We start from the raw sequence: 15374 nt of genomic DNA on the forward strand, positions 1-15374 counted from the left end.
GGGTTGGCGTTGCCCTACAGCAAGCCTGTCGCTGTCGTGCTCGGGGCGATCAATATCAGCAGTTGCACGACGCGCTCGGACAACGCTTTTGCGCTCAATTTTTCCAGCAGGGATCCTGGCAGGTGCTCGGTGGCGATCGGCGGCATCAACAGACCAGCCAAGGATCGAAAGCAGCGGGTTTGCACAAACTGCTCACGCCACCAGTGCTGCCACCGCCGCAGGGTTTGGACGGTGACACCAAGCGTCTTGATCAAGCGCCGGCGACGCGATGCGCTCAGTCCGTCATGCAGGGCCGAAATCAGCACGACGATGACCCCGAGATAGACCTTGCGGCCCAGAAACCGAACGGAAGGCGGGGTGCTGCGCCGCCGGCACCCGTCCGCGGCACAGCAGAAACTCAGACGGCTCTGGTAGCTCTCATCCAAGACGCCACGCACAACACCTCGGGGCTTACGCGGATAACGGGCGCTGTGCAACGCACCACCGCAGTCACAGCCGCCCGCGCGGACTTCCTCGGCAATCGACTCGTCGATCCGGGTGAGCAGTTGGTAAAAGTTCGTGTCGGCAAGAAAGGCGTGACACACTGGGACTGTCTCCTGGTTTTTGGCGAAATTCGGAGACAGCCCTCTCGGACAACTTGCGTCAAGTTGTTTGAGGGGGTTTTTTGTTTTCCCTCACTGAATTTGCTCAGAATCGCGGCCGATTCCCGCAAATAGTCTGCTCAGGCTCACCAGGGTGCACGGCTGTCCGAGACCATCCTGCAATCGGCTTAAAACAACTTCCGCTCGCATTTCGGTCCGGACGTCCTGCGCAATCTTGATGGCGAAGACCTACTGAACACCATGCACCGCCACGGCAGTCAGGACAGCCTGGTGTATTGGCTTGAGTTCAAGAACGACGATGAGCTGCCTGCGGTCTTTGGTAGCATTGCCGGTGGCAGTGCGCTGAAGTTCGGGCTCTACAATCGCAAGGAAACCGGCCAATGGATGAGCGGCTCCTCGCAACAACAGACGGTCCTCAGTCTGCCCGATGCAATTGCCTTGGCGCGCAAACATCACGATGAGTTGTTGACCGGCGTTGAACAATTGGACACCATGCCGTCTGAGCCCAAGCTCGCAGACTATCAGGCGCTTCAAGCCGCGATGGATCGCGTGGCGCCAACGGTCAGCCGGCTGGCCTGGGGGCATAAGTATTTCAGTCTGCTGTTTCAGACCGGCTCGACGACTATCACTCATCGCCCTATCAGCTGTTTCATCTGATCAAGCTGTTGCAGGACCCACCCCCGGTCGATGAGCGCTATGTCGCCGCCTGGTATTTTCTGACCATCGCAGCCGCTTTGGACGGCGTCTCTCTATCGGCTGCCTAATCACCGCAAATGATCCGAGTCGAGCATCTCTCCAAGCATTTCGGCAACCTCCAGGTCCTCAAGGACATCAATGTCGAGATCAAACGGGGCGAGGTCATCTCCATCATTGGCCCCTCAGGTACCGGCAAGAGCACTTTTCTGCGCTGCCTGAACCTCCTCGACCGCCCTTCCGGTGGCCGTATTGAGATCGACGGCGTCGATATCCTCGCATCCAAGGCCGAGGTGCCCGCGCTGCGCCGACGCATGGGCATGGTGTTCCAGTCCTTTAATCTGTTCGCCCATTTGACGGTGCTCGAGAACCTCTGCATCGGCCCGATCCGACTGCTGGGTCGGCCAGTTGCCGATGCGGCGGACAAGGGAATGGAATTGCTGCGCATGGTCGGGTTGGCGGAGAAGGGCCAACAATTCCCCGATCAGCTCTCCGGCGGTCAGAAGCAGCGTGTTGCCATCGCCCGTTGCCTGTCCATGGAGCCCAAGATCATCCTCTTCGACGAGCCGACTTCGGCTCTGGACCCCACCATGGTCAGCGAGGTTCTGGGGGTGATTCGACGCCTCGCGCGGCAGGGCATGACCATGGCCATTGTCACCCATGAGATGGAGTTCGCCCGCGACGTCTCGACGCGGGTGCTCTACATGGACGAAGGCCTGATCTACGAGGAGGGTCCACCTGAGCAGATCTTCGAGCACCCCTTACGCGAGCGAACCCGAGACTTCATCGGCAAGGTGCGCAGCCTGCATTGGCGAGTCGAGAGCCCGGATTACGACCTCTACGCCCTGGTCGGTCAGATCGAGGGTTTCTGCGAAAAGCACCTGATCCCCGCCAAGACTGCCTATGCGGCCCATCTGCTGGTGGAGGAGTTGCTGGGTGTCCTGCTTGCCTGTCCAGGCTCACCCTGCATCGACCTCACCCTGGCCTATTCCGAAAAGCAGCACCAGCTTGAGCTTCGCACCGACAGCCTCGGCCCGGTCGGGAACCCGCTAGAGAGCGCACAGCTTGACGATGGCATTGCCCTGCAGCTCATCCGCGGCTATGCCGAGGAGATTCGCTACCAGCGTGCCCATGACTGCAACCGACTGCGGCTGCTGATCAAGCCGCCTGCAGCTCATGGTCCCGGCCACCCCGGAGAGTAAATCCATGACATTCACGGGAAGGCTCATGGCCCCGGCCATGCCGGAGGGTGAAATCGGCTGCTTCACAGTCAAGCCCCGGATGAAAGCCAATATGACCCTGTCCAGAGGTTGGCTACTGATCCTGACCCTGCTAAGCCTGCTAGGATTGAACAGCTGCGATTCCGGCGCTCCCTCGGCTGACAGCGGGCCAGTTGCGGGGCGAAGTATCGCCCTGTCCGCAGAACCGGCCCGCACGGATGCAAGGGGCGAGCGTGCCGCTTCCGGGTGGCGCTCAATGGACGATCTGGAGCACGCCCGCATCGGGGTGATCATGGGCACCGTCATGAGCCTGCACATGGAAAAGACCCACCCCGAGGCGAAGCTAACCAGCTTCAACGCCAGCGCGGACCTGATCGTCGCGATTAAGTCTGGCAAGGTCGATGCGGGTCTGTTCGACGCCATCAGCGCCAAGGCCATCATCCAGGCGCATCCCCAACTCGCGGTGCTCGATGATGATCTCTTTCGTTACGACCTTGGCATCGGCTTCAGCCGCAAGCAGCCCGAACTGCGCGAGCGGTTCAACGCGTTTCTCCAGCGCATCCGTGCCGATGGACGCTATGCGGAGATTAGTGGTCGCTGGTTTGACGGGGCCCCTGAACAGGTCCAGATGCCCGATCTCCTCAGGGCGCAAGCCCCAAAGGGGCACTTCGTCCTCGGCCTGTCCATCTCCGACCTACCCTACGTCGCCTACAAGGATGGCCGCTATGTCGGCTTCGATGTGGAGATCCTGCAAGCATTCGCCGCCGAGGAAGGTATCGAGCTGGCAATGCGGTCGTTGGACTTTGGCGCGCTGATCCCGGCCCTTGCTGCCGGTAAGGTCGATATCATCACCGATGGCATCGCGATCACTCCGGAGCGGGCGAAGGCGGTGGACTTCTCAGCCCCCTACGTCAAGGGGCACGCCGTAGCTGTGGTGCTCCGATCCAGGCTGGCCCCGCAGGCTGAGTCCGGCGCTGGCGCGCCCAGCACCACCGGCTGGCAGAGCCTTGCCGACCTGTCCCAGGGCAGGCTCGCGGTCTTCAACGGCACGGCTCAGGACATCTTCGTGACCAAGGCATTTCCGCAGGCGCAGATTCTGCGCTTCAATAGTCAGGCGGATTTTGTTCTCGCGGTCAAGACGGGAAAGGTTGATGCCGCCATCACGGAGGCCAATGCGATTCGAGAGATCGTGAAGGCCAATCCGGATCTGGCGGTCTTGGCGGATGATTTTTACAGCACCGCCATCGCTGCCGCCTTCGCCAAGGGGAACAACGAACTGCGTGAGCGGTTCGACCGTTTCCTGACTGCGGCCCGGGCCGACGGCACCCTGGCGTCGATTCAGCGCCGCTGGCTGATCGACCAGCCAGAGACGGTCGTCATGCCGGACATCCCTAGGGCGAGCAGCGGCGAGACCATCAGCGTCGGCACTTCTTATCTGATTGGCCTGCCCTTCGTCTCCCAGGCCGACGGCGAGCCTATCGGCCACGACATCGAAATACTGCAACGGTTTGCCGCCCAGGAGGGGCTGGCCCTCAACATCATCCCGATGGAGTTTGACGCCATGATCGCCTCGCTCGCGGTGGGCAAGATCGACATGATCATGGCGCGTCTGTCCGTCACCGATGAGCGCAAGGCCAAGGTCGACTTCTCAATCCCGTACGATGAGGAGCGCTCGGCCGCGCTGGTATTAAAAGAAAGATTGGGCCCGCCGAGCGCACAACAGAGCGCGTCAACCCCTGGCGCCAGAAGTCCATCAAGCACTGCGACCAATCAGCCACCATCTCGTGTCGATGATCTGCTGGCCAGCATGCATGCCAACTTCGTCCTTGAGCAGCGCTGGAAGCTGATCCTGAGCGGCCTTTGGGTGACTGTGGTCATCTCAGTCGCCTCAACTCTCGTCGGCACGCTACTCGGCGCCTTCATCTGCTGGCTGCGGATGTCGCCACAGAAAGTGCTGCGCCTGCTCGGCTCCGGCTACATCTTCCTGATCCGCGGCCTGCCGGTGTTGCTGCTCTTGATGTTGATCTTTTACGTCGCCTTTGCCTCAATCAACATCGACCCGATTCTGGTTGCCATCATCGCCTTTGGCATGAACTTCGCCGCCTATGTCTCGGAGATGTTCCGCACCGGCATCAAGGGTGTCGAACACGGCCAGACCGAGGCCGGCATCGCCATGGGCTTCACCCGCGTCCAGACCTTCCTGTACATCGTGATGCCGCAGGCGGTCCGGCGCATCTTGCCGGTCTATCGCGGCGAGTTCATTTCCATGGTCAAGATGACGTCCATTGTCGGCTACATCGGCGTCCAAGACCTCACTAAGGCCGGCGACATCATCCGCAGCCGCACCTTCGAGGCCTTTCTCCCTCTGATCATGGTGGCAGCCGTCTACTTCCTGATCATTTGGGTGCTTGGGCTGGTGCTCGACGATATCGATCGGCGAACAGATCCGAAACGGCGTGCCAAAGCGGGGAGCCACTCTGGTTTTCCGCCGGCCGCCTCGCTGCCCTGATTGCCGCTTCGACGACGCCACTGCCCCGGGTGGCAGGCGAAAGCGGCCGGCGCGTTATTCGCGCGCCGGCGGGGTACGTGCGGGAGCGATGCGGCGCGCTCTTCGCGCGCGGCCTGGGCGGACAAGTCTCGAGCCGACTGGCCCCGCGGGGCTGGCAGGGATTCTCAGTGGGTACTCTTTCTCGCCGCCCTGGCGGAGCTAGCGGTTTGCGCCGGTGCGGGCAGCGGCGACGGGACAGGTCTCCCCTTCCCTTTCTTCGGCGACAGCCAGGGCCCGGGCGCGGTGGCGGCAGGTGTGGGCAGCGCGCGCAGGCGCTCCCAGTCCGGGGCGATCTCGCGGACGGGACAGCCGGGATCAAAGCGCAGGCGGCCATAGACCAGCAGCAAGCGCGGGGTCAGACGCTCGAGCATGGCGACGAGGCCGGCGCGAAAGCGGCGCTCGACGTGCGGGCGGCGCAGGTCGGCGACCGAGATGGTCAGGGTCTGGCTGGGCGGGATGCCGTCGAAGCAGAACGCCCAGCTTTGCGCGTCGCTCCAGTTGACGGTCGGGATCACCCGACAGCCGCGCTCCTGCCAGAAGCGCGCGACCCAGCGGGCGCGGTAGGTCTGCCAAAGTTGCATCGCCCGGGGCCAGGCCGGGTAAAGGCTGAAATCTGGCGTGCAGGTCGCCCAGTAGGCCGAGACATGGCGCCAGCCGACCCCGGGGCTGTTCCAGGTGGTCTCGAAACGGTAGTCGTCGAGGTAGAAGTGACAGATGTCGCGGGCATGGTCGAGGCGGTCGATGCGGGAGCGGTAGGGGCGCAGGCGGATGTCCTCGGGGACATCGAAGGACTGGGGTTCGAGATCGGGGATCCCGAACGGGGAGCTGGCGGGAAAGCGCCGGGCGGTGTTGAGCGGGTCAAAACTGCCCGGCTTGGTAATCCAGTTGGCGGAGCTGCGGGTCACCGATTCCTTTCGTCGTTGCTGCGGCCGCCGGTGGGGTTCTCGTGCATGGCGCGTCTCCTGTGGGTGGGCTTGACCGGAGTTTAGCGCAGGGTGGTGGGTGTGGCGATGATGCGAGCAGCTTTGGGCGCTTTGCTCGGATGCCCTGCCGGTTACGTTCAAACTCAGCCGCGCCGATTTTTGGCGTCGGCTGGAGTGCCTTGTTATGCCATATTCTGCTGAAAGTTACCGAAGTATGGTTTGAGAGCATCTTTAATTTGCTCTTTGCATTCACTCTTCGATAGACGTACAACTGTTTCAGGCAGGCTGCCATTGGCTAAGCCAAGTGCATTGCTTACTTGAGCAGACAATGATTTACGGTTATATAGAGATAACAATACATTATAGTCACGCTTTTGCACGACATCAGCATATAGCTGGTGTATATTAGTGTAGATCTGATTTATATCGATACTAGCTACTAGAGACTGTAGAGCACCGTCTATTGCTTGTGCGCCTTTTTGATTTTCATCAAACATGTTAAGTAAGAACTTCACCTCACTAGACACTCGCAATGATACTTGGTTGTCAAGCTCGCCCTGCAATCTTGTAAAAACAGTGTTCGATACGGATTGGAAGTCGGCATTAGGATCGCGTCCTAGCCTGTTGCTAACAATCTCAAGTATTTCTTTAGTACAAAATAGATTTTCTACCTCCGCAACATCGAGAACAAAAATTGAATCTTGTTCAAGCTTTGCAATTTCGGCAGGTACACGTCTATCTCTGTCAACTATTCCATATACTTGCAGGTGATGTATTTGATGGTTTGCTTTTAATGCTTTAACTGACTGAATTACCTGCGTACAACTCCCTCTGGGGATGACGAGGAAGTTTGGCAATAGCTCCCTAAATAAACTTGCATCGTGGCTGCCATTATCTCCTTCAACAAACACCACAGGCTTTCGACTTCCTAATACCTCGACTAAAAGGTCATCTGGAAGATTTTCATCTTGCTCAATTAGCTCCCAGTCCCAGTGTTGACCATCAAACGATTTCAACCATATTCTCTTGGCTGTTTGTTTGGCTGCCGCAAAATCAACGTCATGCGTTAAGTAAACAAATAAGCAATCATCTCTAAGTTCTTCGATAGCATCCCATAATGGCGTTTGCACTGACTTGTGAAGATGTAGCTCAGGTTCGTCTACGACAATAATAGCATTACGCGGTGCGGCCAAGCACTGGCCTATCAAGTAAAATATAACTCGCTCGCCATCACTCATTTCAGATGAGTTATATACTTTTTCTTCTTCACCTTTTACACGTGTCTGAATTCTCAATCCACCTATAATCAGCTCTCTATGTGGTAATATTTCTTCCCACAAATCTTTGACACGGTCAATTTTTGTTGTGGGAGGTTCTATGCGTTCATTGCTAGATTTACAGGCAATTTTGAATTTAGCGTTCTCTTCTGTTTCACTAGAAAATAGGTAGACCATGAGTTTTTCATAGTCACTTAGCATATAAGTTGCTGGCTTTTTCCCCCATTTATGAACTTTATGTTGGTAGCTCCAATCAGGGTTGCCAAATAATAGGCTTTTCTCAGCAATTTCTATAGATTGAGGTGTAGTTGAGTCAGGCATAGATAGAGATTTTTGAGCTGATATCCTATGTACCAGCTCACGCTGAGGAGATGATATTTCGATCCAAGTACCAAGCCTTGTTTTGCCAGATCCGTTTGCGCCGACGAGCATGATGCTCTGGCTTGTTTCTATTGACTGTGTGCCATTATTCTCCGCTGGGAGAGTCAGTTGCTTGTTATCCATGAAACCTCAATTTTTCCTTATAAGGCATAACGCCGCACTCAGCGGGAAAATCGACCGCAGGGAGATTTTATCCGATGCAGTGCCTTGTTATATTGATTCTGCATTTGCACTCCTACCCTGTCTTTTTAGAATGCATTTAAATGGCGCAATTCTGTGATCACTATCAGCATAGGATGAGAAGAAGCCTTCAAGGCTACTACCATTCTCACGAAGCATTAAGCTAAGACTGCCTCGGTCAATGTTTGCGCAGTCTTGATTTTCGTATTCACCAGTTAATATTAGGTTCTTAAATGAGCCAGTAAAACCATAGGTATGGATATCACTTGCGCCACCGATTTCAACAATTTGTCCAAAAACTTAGTGGCCTACTCGTTTCATTTCAACTCTTACCTCAATTGGCGCCATATCAGAGCCTATTTTCACAAAGAATTTTCTATCTAGTGCCTGGCCGAAAAGTCGATTTTTTCGCAAGGCATACCCGGCTGCGGCCGAGTTAAACACGGAATGTCGACGGCTTTTTTCGGTGCGAGCGGCACCGAAATCTGCGTATTAATAATGATTCTTAAATGCGACAAAATTAAGGCAAACCGATCCCTCGGGCCGTCTCACGGCACCCGGCGGAATCGCCTTAAGCGGCGCGTTTGAGTTGTCGGCGCCGACGGCGTTCGGCCTCGGCATCAGCGGCGATGAGGATGGCGCCGAGGCGGTGGATGTTGCGCCCAAGCACCGCGAGGGCGACATAGCGCTCGAAGCCGTCCGCGCCATGATCGGGACAGCGGTCGAGGCCATGGGCTTCGAGCGCATTGATGGCTGATTCAACCGCCGAGTGCCGGCGTTTGCGCCGGCGGAATGCGGGATCTTGCTCGCGCTCACGCTCGGCGGCGTTGCACTTGCCTTTCTTGGGCAGCACGGGGAAGTCGATCACCTCGGCGAGTTGCTTTTGGTTGCTCGGGCTGTGAAAGCCTTTGTCGAAACTGAGGCTTTTGATGCGTGGGTAGCAGGCACTAGTGTCCCAACGTTTCGTACACGGTCCACGTAAGTACTTATATTTAATATACATTTAGGATTTTTCGAGAAAATCGACTTGAACGCGTCGGCTCATTTCGCCCAGCCTCCGTCCGGAATCTTTGACTGGAGGCTAATTGCGAATGTATACCGGCAAACTCGTTTTCTCACAGTTAACCGAGCATCTTCCGTTGCCGGCTTTTCGGCAGTGCGTGACGCGTTATCGTGGCAACCATAAGATCAAATCATTCTCGTGTCTCGATCAGTTCCTAAGCATGATGTTCGCGCAACTGACCTATCGGGAAAGCCTTCGAGATATTGAAACGACTCTGCGCGCGCATTCGAGCAAGCTTTACCACATGGGTATTCGTGGAGGGATATCGCGGAATACCCTTGCTAACGCCAACCAGGTCCGTGACTGGCGGATTTATGCCGACTTCACTAGCACGCTAATTCAAATCGCCCGTGGCCTCTATAGCAACGAAAAACTCGCGCTTGACCTTGAGCAGACAGTTTACGCCTTTGACTCATCCACAATCGATCTTTGTCTTTCTGTTTTTCCATGGGCGCCTTTTCGGCGCACGAAAGCGGGCATAAAACTCCATACATTACTGGACCTACGCGGTAACATACCGAGTTTTATCGCAATTTCCGACGCAAAACTGAATGACGTCAAGGCGCTAGATTTGCTGACTATTGAGCCGGGCGCTTTCTATATCATGGATCGTGCGTATCTAGATTTTGAGCGTCTTTATCGCTTTCAACTCGCCGGGGCCTTTTTTGTTATACGCGCCAAATCGAATACAAAGATGCGAAGATTGCACTCTCGCCCGGTCGACAAGACAACCGGATTAAGATGCGACCAAACTGTCTCTCTAACAGGTGTCAATACGGCCTTGCGTTATCCGCAGCATCTTCGCCGCATTAAGTTCATCGATCCAGCAACGAATAAAGAACTGGTTTTCTTAACAAACAACTTTGCTTTGTCCGCATTCACGATCACAGAGCTTTATCGGAATCGCTGGTACGTAGAACTGTTTTTTAAATGGATCAAGCAACACCTGCGCATAAAAGCTTTCTTTGGCACGACTGAAAATGCAGTCAAATCGCAAATTTGGATAGCGATCTCGACATATGTATTAGTAGCAATTGTAAAGAAACGATTGAATATCAATGAAAGTCTGTATAGTTTGCTACAGGTTCTGAGCCTGACGTTGTTCGAGCGTGTGCATATAAATCAACTACTTAACCATGTTCCCGACAAATACACAGATCAGGAAAACGCTAAGCAATTGAATTTATTAGATTAAACGTTGGGACACTAGTGGGTAGCAGGCTTTGAGGTGGGTGGCGATGGGTACGGCAACTTGGTCATCGGTTTCACCGAACATCACCCGATGCTGGAGGATGAAACCAAACTGATCCTCGCTGATGGCCACGCGCACGCCAAGCTCGACCGGGGTGCTGGCCTTGCCTTTGCTGACCCACTCGGTATGAGGCTCGAAGATGGAGAAGACCTTCTCGGCATGGGGGATGCGCTCGCCCTGCAAGACACGGCGATCGATCTGTTCGATGAACAGTTCGGCATAGTCGATGTAATCATTGAGCGCGGTGAACTGTTCGGCTGGGACATGATGGAACACCACGAGCTTGTAGCGGGTGTCCCGGGCGCGAGTGAGGAACTGCTCGGCAATGTCGAGGTAAGCGCCGTAAGCGGCATCGATCTCCTCTTCGCGTGCCGCACGCTTGGCTTCATCCTTGGAGGTGGAGCGCTTGAGTTGCTGCACGCGCCGATAGGCTCGTTTCAAGCAACGGATGTTGTAGGCGCTCTGGCGCCAGTCACTCAGACCATGGTCGCTGCAGAAAGCCGCCGAGGTCTCGATGGTCTTGCGCACGGCGTCCTGGAGCAGATTGATGTCGGTGGGGAAGTGCACATCGGTTTCAACGACGAAGGAATCGCAGCGCGCTTCCAGCGGGGAGTCCGGATGCGGTTTCACCAAGTCATGTCCAGCCTTGACCACCACGGCATTGATGCCCGCGAGCAGCTCCGGGGTGAACAGGCGCAGGTTGTCTTTGAGAGTTTGCAGGCTGTAGCGATGCTCGTCGGCCCAGTCGCTGTGGCCGAGCATCTGGCGCACCAGGCGATGCTGGTTGGCGAGTTCTTGCACCCGGTCGTAGTCGGCATTCAACCCCAAGCGCAAGGTGCCCAAGACCAGAATGCGCCATTGCGACATGCCCGGACGCCCGGTCTGGGCACTGACGAACTCCTCGCCGTCGGCGCGCACCGGCAGTACATCGGCGAGGATGGCGAAGACCTCATTGCGCAGCGCCTCGGTGGTGTAGATGTGCTGCAAGCCCCGTAGCAGGCGCGGGATGTCATCGCGGGAGAAGCAGTCGAACTCGATGGCAGCGATGTCGCATTCGCCAAGTTGCATCTGGGCACGAAGGATGTCACGCATGGGAGAAGCTGGTATGAACGAAGTTTGGGTTGATGGGACAGTGCAGCGCGGCTCGATTGCCCGCCGGCAAAGCCAGTATTCTTAATGCATTCAGTTGCTTGCGCTTCTTCCTGCCATCGCCACAGGATACGCCGGGGTTAAGGGAGCAAGAAATTGACTAAACTTCACCAATCGTTTCGTATTCTAACGCATTGTCTTTGCTTGTGAAAATCACTTTTCGGCCAGGCACTATCTACAAGCTCGTCCTCGGCATCATGATTTTCATCTTTGGGCGCATTTATTATAATTAACTCTGCTTCAATATCTCGCTCACTGTCGTGTTCTTGTTCAGAAGCTGCGACCTTGAGAGATCTGTTTTGATCTTCTTCTGAGGCGGACTCCTCATTTTTTTGTACTCTCTTCCTACGCCTACGCTCGACAATACCAAAAGCAATTTTTATTCTTCGTTTGTCGATTTCCTCTATGCCGACAAATGGAACCAATATTCCGTTCCAAACACCCTCTATTTTGGTGTCTTTGTACAGTAGGTTTTCAACCCAAGGAGTGATATTTGATCGCCACAATATTGAAAATATAAGAATCAGTATTGATGTGACAACTACACCAGCGATAACGCCATTTACAATCGGTTCGGCTAAATCCGCTTGTGATTTATGGGGCCAGTGATTTATGGGGCCAGGGTCGGTTTATTTTTGATCAGGGGTGATTTGTTTTTAATGTCAAGCTGCAAAAGATCCGGGACTTGGTCAATTTTGTCCTTCTCGATAGCCACTCTGGGAGCCGCTGCAACGACGCGCCGGCCATTCTGTCCCTGTTTACGGCGGGCGTCGTCACAGATAGCGTGTAGGTCTTGATTGAACCGCTCGGCATATTCGCGGCGAATTGCGTGGAGTTCGTTAAGGATTGAGTTGGTTGCCATCTTCATGCCTCCAGTAACTCGAGGGGCGTGCAAATGATTGGTGATTCGTAGCCGAATGTCTGTATCGTCAAGCTAATCGGGTGACGAAGAGAGGGATTTGCGATATGGGTGCAGTTCCATGTGAGCAGGTAGTCCATCCCGCCAATGGCTGCGATGGCGATATGCAAGGCATCAAGTTTGGCGGTGGGCGGCAAGGCGGCTTGGCTTAGCAGTGTCTCGGCAATGCGGTCGACCGCTTCGGTGATCTCAAGCTCTGGAATTCCGTTGAGAACATTCAAGCGTTGCTGAGCCGCACCCGGATCACCAGCCGCCGCTTCCTGCAGCACGAACTGGGAGACAAAGAGTTCAAAATCGTCCCGGCGATCCCACCATTCTCGCGTTGTCTCCTGGTTGCCTGCCACGACGATGTCACGGCTAGCTCGAGCTGTGAGATAGCTGATGATGGACGTTTCGACGTAAACCTTGGGTTTCATGTGTCAGATTGTGATGATGGAGCTAGCACAAAACGCTGACCTTCCGACCGGCTTTGACGGGATTGCTGGCTTTCATATCCGTGGATTCTGAGTTTATGACTATTACCGCTATCCGACAAGTTGTGCCTGGAACGGCGCTGCGGGTTGGAGTGTTTCTACGTCACCTCACCCACTCCGCCGACCAAACCTCCGCCTGCGCTAACACCGTTTGCACGGCCGTTGCCTGCAAGTCCGGCGGTTACCCGTACTTGCGCAAGACGCGCTTCACCAGTACCCGGATCTTGGCCCGCGTTTTCCCGATGTGCCCAATCGACGGTGATGTTGCCTTGGAGCTTCACCAGCAGTTCATGGGCGATGACCTTGAGTTCATCGCTGCCCATGACCTCGACGGCGCTTTCGTTCTCGGCTAGGGCATCGTAGAAGGCCAGCTTCTCTTGGCTGAGCCCTTCCGCCTCGCCACGCGCTTGGGCCGCGCGGACTTCCTTCGCCATGTCGATCAGCTCTTGCAGCACCTCCACGGTGCTGATGGCGTTGGTGTGATAGCGGGCGATGGCGTCTTCCAGGCGTTCGGAGAATTTGCGGCTTTCGGTGACGTTGCTCGACGATGGTCGGGTTGGCCATGGCCGGGTGGCGCACCAGTTGGCCGACGTAGAAGGCCATCAGCAGGCTTTTGCCGGAGCCTTGGGTGTGCCAGATCACGCCGATGCGGCGGTCGCCGGTCGGATTGGTGGCGTCGATGGTGGTCGAGATCGCCTTGCGCACCGCTTGGTATTGGTGATAGCCGGCGAGGATCTTGATCGGCCCGGCCTCGGTGCGCCCAAAGACAGTGAACTCGCGCAGCAGGGTCAGCAGCCGCTCGCGCGCCAGCACGCCCTGGACCAGCACCGGCTGCTCGGGGGTGCCGTCTGGGGCGATGGTCTCGCCATCGACGGTGCAGCCAGCGCATGAAGCGCTCGGCATTGGCGGTCAGGGAGCCGATGCGGGCCATCTGGCCATCGGAGATCACCAGCGCAGCATTGGTGCGAAACAGGCTGGGAATTTCGGCCTTGTAGGTTTGCAGTTGGTTGTAGGCGTGCGTGATGGTCGCCTGCACGCTGCTCGGGCTTTTCAGCTCCACCACCAGCGGCAGGCCGTTGATGAAGATCACCACATCGGCGCGGCGGTTTTGGCCGGCCTCGATCACGGTAAACTGGCCGACGGCGAGCCAGTCGTTCTTGTCCGGGTGCTCGAAGTCGATCAGCCAGACGCGGCCGCCGATCAGGGTGCCATCCTTGGCGTAATACTCGATCTTGGCACCCTCGGTGATCAGGCCATGCAGGCGGCGGTTCTCCTCAATCAGCGACGGGGAGACGGTGGCCACCACCTGGCGCAGGGCATCGGCGCGGGCCTCGGGCGGCAACTCGGGGTTGAGCCGGTCGATGGCGGCCTGCAGGCGCCCCAGCAGCAGCACATCGGCGAAGGCCTCGCGCTCGGCGGCGGGACCATCGTGGCCGATCTGCGCCTCGGTGGTGGTCTGGTAGCCGAGATCGCCCAGTTCGGCGAGCAGGGCTTGCTCGATGTCGGCCTCAGTGAGAAACGCCATCGCCCATCGCCTTGTCGAGCACTTCGAGTCCGCGCGCGTGCTGGCCTTGGCCACGCTGGGCGCGGGCGTGAAAGCGTGCCTCGGCGTCGGCGTCGGCGACTAGATGGCCGGCCATGGCGTCGATGCTCTGGCCGCGATCTTGCGCGATCTCATCGAGGCGCTGATAGGTCTCGTCGGGTAGTGTCAGGGTGAGCGAAGTCATGATGGCGTAAACCAGTTTTCCAATACTTCAAGGTTTTGCACCACTCCAGGATTTGGCGTTTTCGCTAAGGGTTCGGAGAGGACATTGGTGTCCAGCAAATAGCTCAATCGAGCCATGAGAACGGCTCCTGAGTGGAGCGATCCCGCCAGCTATCGATCTCTCCAGGCGCCCAGTCAATTGGCTCGAAATCGCGCGCGGCGCGCATGTTCAGCACGGATTGCCAAAAGTTTGCCGATTCATTGGGCGGTTCGACCGCGCGGGTCTTTGGGGAACCTTCCACGAGCGGGCGCACGATCACTTGCAGGCGGCGGTGCTCCCACTCCGGCGGCAGGTCGATGCACAATTGTCTGGGCGCGTCGTCGATTTGGCTTTGCAGGATGGTCATTCTTGGTCAGACCTCATGGTTGGGATCACAACACCGCATCCACCGCACGCTCGGCGTCGCGCAGGCGGATTTCGCCGGACATCAGTTTGGGGAGGAGGAGATCGCGGGTTTGGGCGAGGGTGCGGGATTCCTCACCAGCTGCCCTGATTTCCTCGAAAATAAGGGTTAGTACATCGGACAGAGCAAGCCAAACAGGCTCGTCAGGGATAACCACTGGATATTCAGCCAATCGAGAGAAATCCTACATGAGTCGGGTGTTCTCTTGGGGACTTGCACGCGGTTATATCCAAACCGGACTAGCTCACCGGGAAGTGAGCATAATCTAGGTGCAAGATGCGAGGGCTAGAGACCAGCGAATAACAGTTCCAAGCATCGCCTAACGCCCGCAAAATGTTACCCGAAGCGTTACCCGGAAGACGAAACGCAAAGTCAAAGCTTAACTAAAATCAAGCTAAGCTGCTGTTTTTATTGGTGGGCCGTCAGGGATTTGAACCCCGGACCAAGGGATTATGAGTCCCCTGCTCTAACCGCTGAGCTAACGGCCCTTGTTGGTGGGAGCGGGCGCCATCGGCTCGGTGGGTG

Annotated in this window: 14 protein-coding genes, 1 tRNA gene and 4 pseudogenes; 4 read left to right on the forward strand and 15 right to left on the reverse strand. The window is 56.5% G+C overall.

Features of this window, described 5'->3' with window-relative positions; genetic code table 11:
* Positions 1-14: 14 nt before the first annotated feature.
* Positions 15-584, reverse strand: coding sequence for a hypothetical protein (locus Thiosp_RS12905; protein WP_323696458.1), 570 nt, complete (start codon positions 582-584; stop codon positions 15-17).
* A 258-nt stretch (positions 585-842) separates the two neighbouring features.
* Between Thiosp_RS12905 and Thiosp_RS12910 the strand changes: the two genes are divergently transcribed.
* The 3 genes from Thiosp_RS12910 to Thiosp_RS12920 all read left to right on the forward strand — a co-directional run bounded on the left by Thiosp_RS12910 (position 843) and on the right by Thiosp_RS12920 (position 5024).
* A complete protein-coding gene (locus tag Thiosp_RS12910) occupies positions 843-1259 on the forward strand; it encodes a hypothetical protein (RefSeq protein WP_201064494.1) in 417 nt (138 codons plus the stop codon).
* A 116-nt stretch (positions 1260-1375) separates the two neighbouring features.
* On the forward strand, positions 1376-2497 hold the full coding sequence (locus Thiosp_RS24965; protein ID WP_201064496.1) for an amino acid ABC transporter ATP-binding protein: 1122 nt from the start codon (positions 1376-1378) through the stop codon (positions 2495-2497).
* 4 nt (positions 2498-2501) lie between these two features.
* Positions 2502-5024, forward strand: coding sequence for an ABC transporter permease subunit (locus Thiosp_RS12920; RefSeq protein WP_201064497.1), 2523 nt, complete (start codon positions 2502-2504; stop codon positions 5022-5024).
* A 164-nt stretch (positions 5025-5188) separates the two neighbouring features.
* On the opposite strand, the gene Thiosp_RS12925 is transcribed toward Thiosp_RS12920, so the two are convergent.
* The 3 genes and pseudogenes from Thiosp_RS12925 to Thiosp_RS12935 form a co-directional block, all read right to left on the reverse strand.
* Positions 5189-5968: a DUF4417 domain-containing protein gene (locus tag Thiosp_RS12925; protein WP_201064499.1), complete on the reverse strand. Its 780-nt coding sequence runs from the start codon at positions 5966-5968 to the stop codon at positions 5189-5191.
* A 200-nt stretch (positions 5969-6168) separates the two neighbouring features.
* Positions 6169-7767 carry a DUF4435 domain-containing protein gene (locus Thiosp_RS12930; RefSeq protein WP_201064501.1) on the reverse strand — a complete coding sequence of 533 codons (1599 nt, stop codon included), beginning with the start codon at positions 7765-7767 and terminating at the stop codon, positions 6169-6171.
* A 628-nt stretch (positions 7768-8395) separates the two neighbouring features.
* A pseudogene (locus Thiosp_RS12935) lies at positions 8396-8770 on the reverse strand (ISNCY family transposase); the annotation flags it as partial.
* Between the two features lie 145 nt (positions 8771-8915).
* Between Thiosp_RS12935 and Thiosp_RS12940 the strand changes: the two are divergent.
* On the forward strand, positions 8916-10082 hold the full coding sequence (locus Thiosp_RS12940) for an IS4 family transposase (RefSeq protein ID WP_323696460.1): 1167 nt from the start codon (positions 8916-8918) through the stop codon (positions 10080-10082).
* Positions 10083-10097: 15 nt separating this feature from the next.
* Here Thiosp_RS12940 and Thiosp_RS12945 read toward each other — a convergent pair.
* The 11 genes and pseudogenes from Thiosp_RS12945 to Thiosp_RS12995 all read right to left on the reverse strand — a co-directional run.
* Positions 10098-11231 (reverse strand): annotated as a pseudogene (locus Thiosp_RS12945) (ISNCY family transposase); the annotation flags it as partial.
* 164 nt (positions 11232-11395) lie between these two features.
* Positions 11396-11713, reverse strand: coding sequence for a hypothetical protein (locus Thiosp_RS12950; protein WP_201067946.1), 318 nt, complete (start codon positions 11711-11713; stop codon positions 11396-11398).
* 185 nt (positions 11714-11898) lie between these two features.
* A complete protein-coding gene (locus Thiosp_RS12955; protein WP_201067947.1) occupies positions 11899-12150 on the reverse strand; it encodes a hypothetical protein in 252 nt (83 codons plus the stop codon).
* A 2-nt stretch (positions 12151-12152) separates the two neighbouring features.
* Positions 12153-12623, reverse strand: coding sequence for a type II toxin-antitoxin system VapC family toxin (locus Thiosp_RS12960; protein WP_201067948.1), 471 nt, complete (start codon positions 12621-12623; stop codon positions 12153-12155).
* A gap of 155 nt (positions 12624-12778) precedes the next feature.
* The gene (locus tag Thiosp_RS12965; RefSeq protein ID WP_242518754.1) at positions 12779-13186 is read right to left on the reverse strand and encodes a type I restriction enzyme endonuclease domain-containing protein; all 408 of its coding nucleotides are present in this window, start codon (positions 13184-13186) and stop codon (positions 12779-12781) included.
* Positions 13187-13283: 97 nt separating this feature from the next.
* A pseudogene (locus Thiosp_RS12970) lies at positions 13284-13583 on the reverse strand (hypothetical protein); the annotation flags it as partial.
* Positions 13584-13635: 52 nt separating this feature from the next.
* Positions 13636-14205, reverse strand: a pseudogene (locus tag Thiosp_RS12975) (type I restriction endonuclease); the annotation flags it as partial.
* On the reverse strand, positions 14189-14407 hold the full coding sequence (locus Thiosp_RS12980) for a toxin-antitoxin system HicB family antitoxin (RefSeq protein WP_201067950.1): 219 nt from the start codon (positions 14405-14407) through the stop codon (positions 14189-14191). The pseudogene Thiosp_RS12975 and the gene Thiosp_RS12980, both read right to left, overlap by 17 nt.
* A 103-nt stretch (positions 14408-14510) precedes the next feature.
* Positions 14511-14792 carry a hypothetical protein gene (locus Thiosp_RS12985; RefSeq protein ID WP_201067951.1) on the reverse strand — a complete coding sequence of 94 codons (282 nt, stop codon included), beginning with the start codon at positions 14790-14792 and terminating at the stop codon, positions 14511-14513.
* A 25-nt stretch (positions 14793-14817) separates the two neighbouring features.
* The gene (locus Thiosp_RS12990; RefSeq protein WP_201067952.1) at positions 14818-15021 is read right to left on the reverse strand and encodes a restriction endonuclease subunit S domain-containing protein; all 204 of its coding nucleotides are present in this window, start codon (positions 15019-15021) and stop codon (positions 14818-14820) included.
* A gap of 240 nt (positions 15022-15261) precedes the next feature.
* Positions 15262-15337: transfer RNA gene (locus tag Thiosp_RS12995), tRNA-Ile, on the reverse strand.
* Between the last annotated feature and the right edge of the window lie 37 nt (positions 15338-15374).

Origin of the sequence: Thiorhodovibrio litoralis (assembly GCF_033954455.1) — a bacterium.
GTDB lineage: Bacteria > Pseudomonadota > Gammaproteobacteria > Chromatiales > Chromatiaceae > Thiorhodovibrio > Thiorhodovibrio litoralis.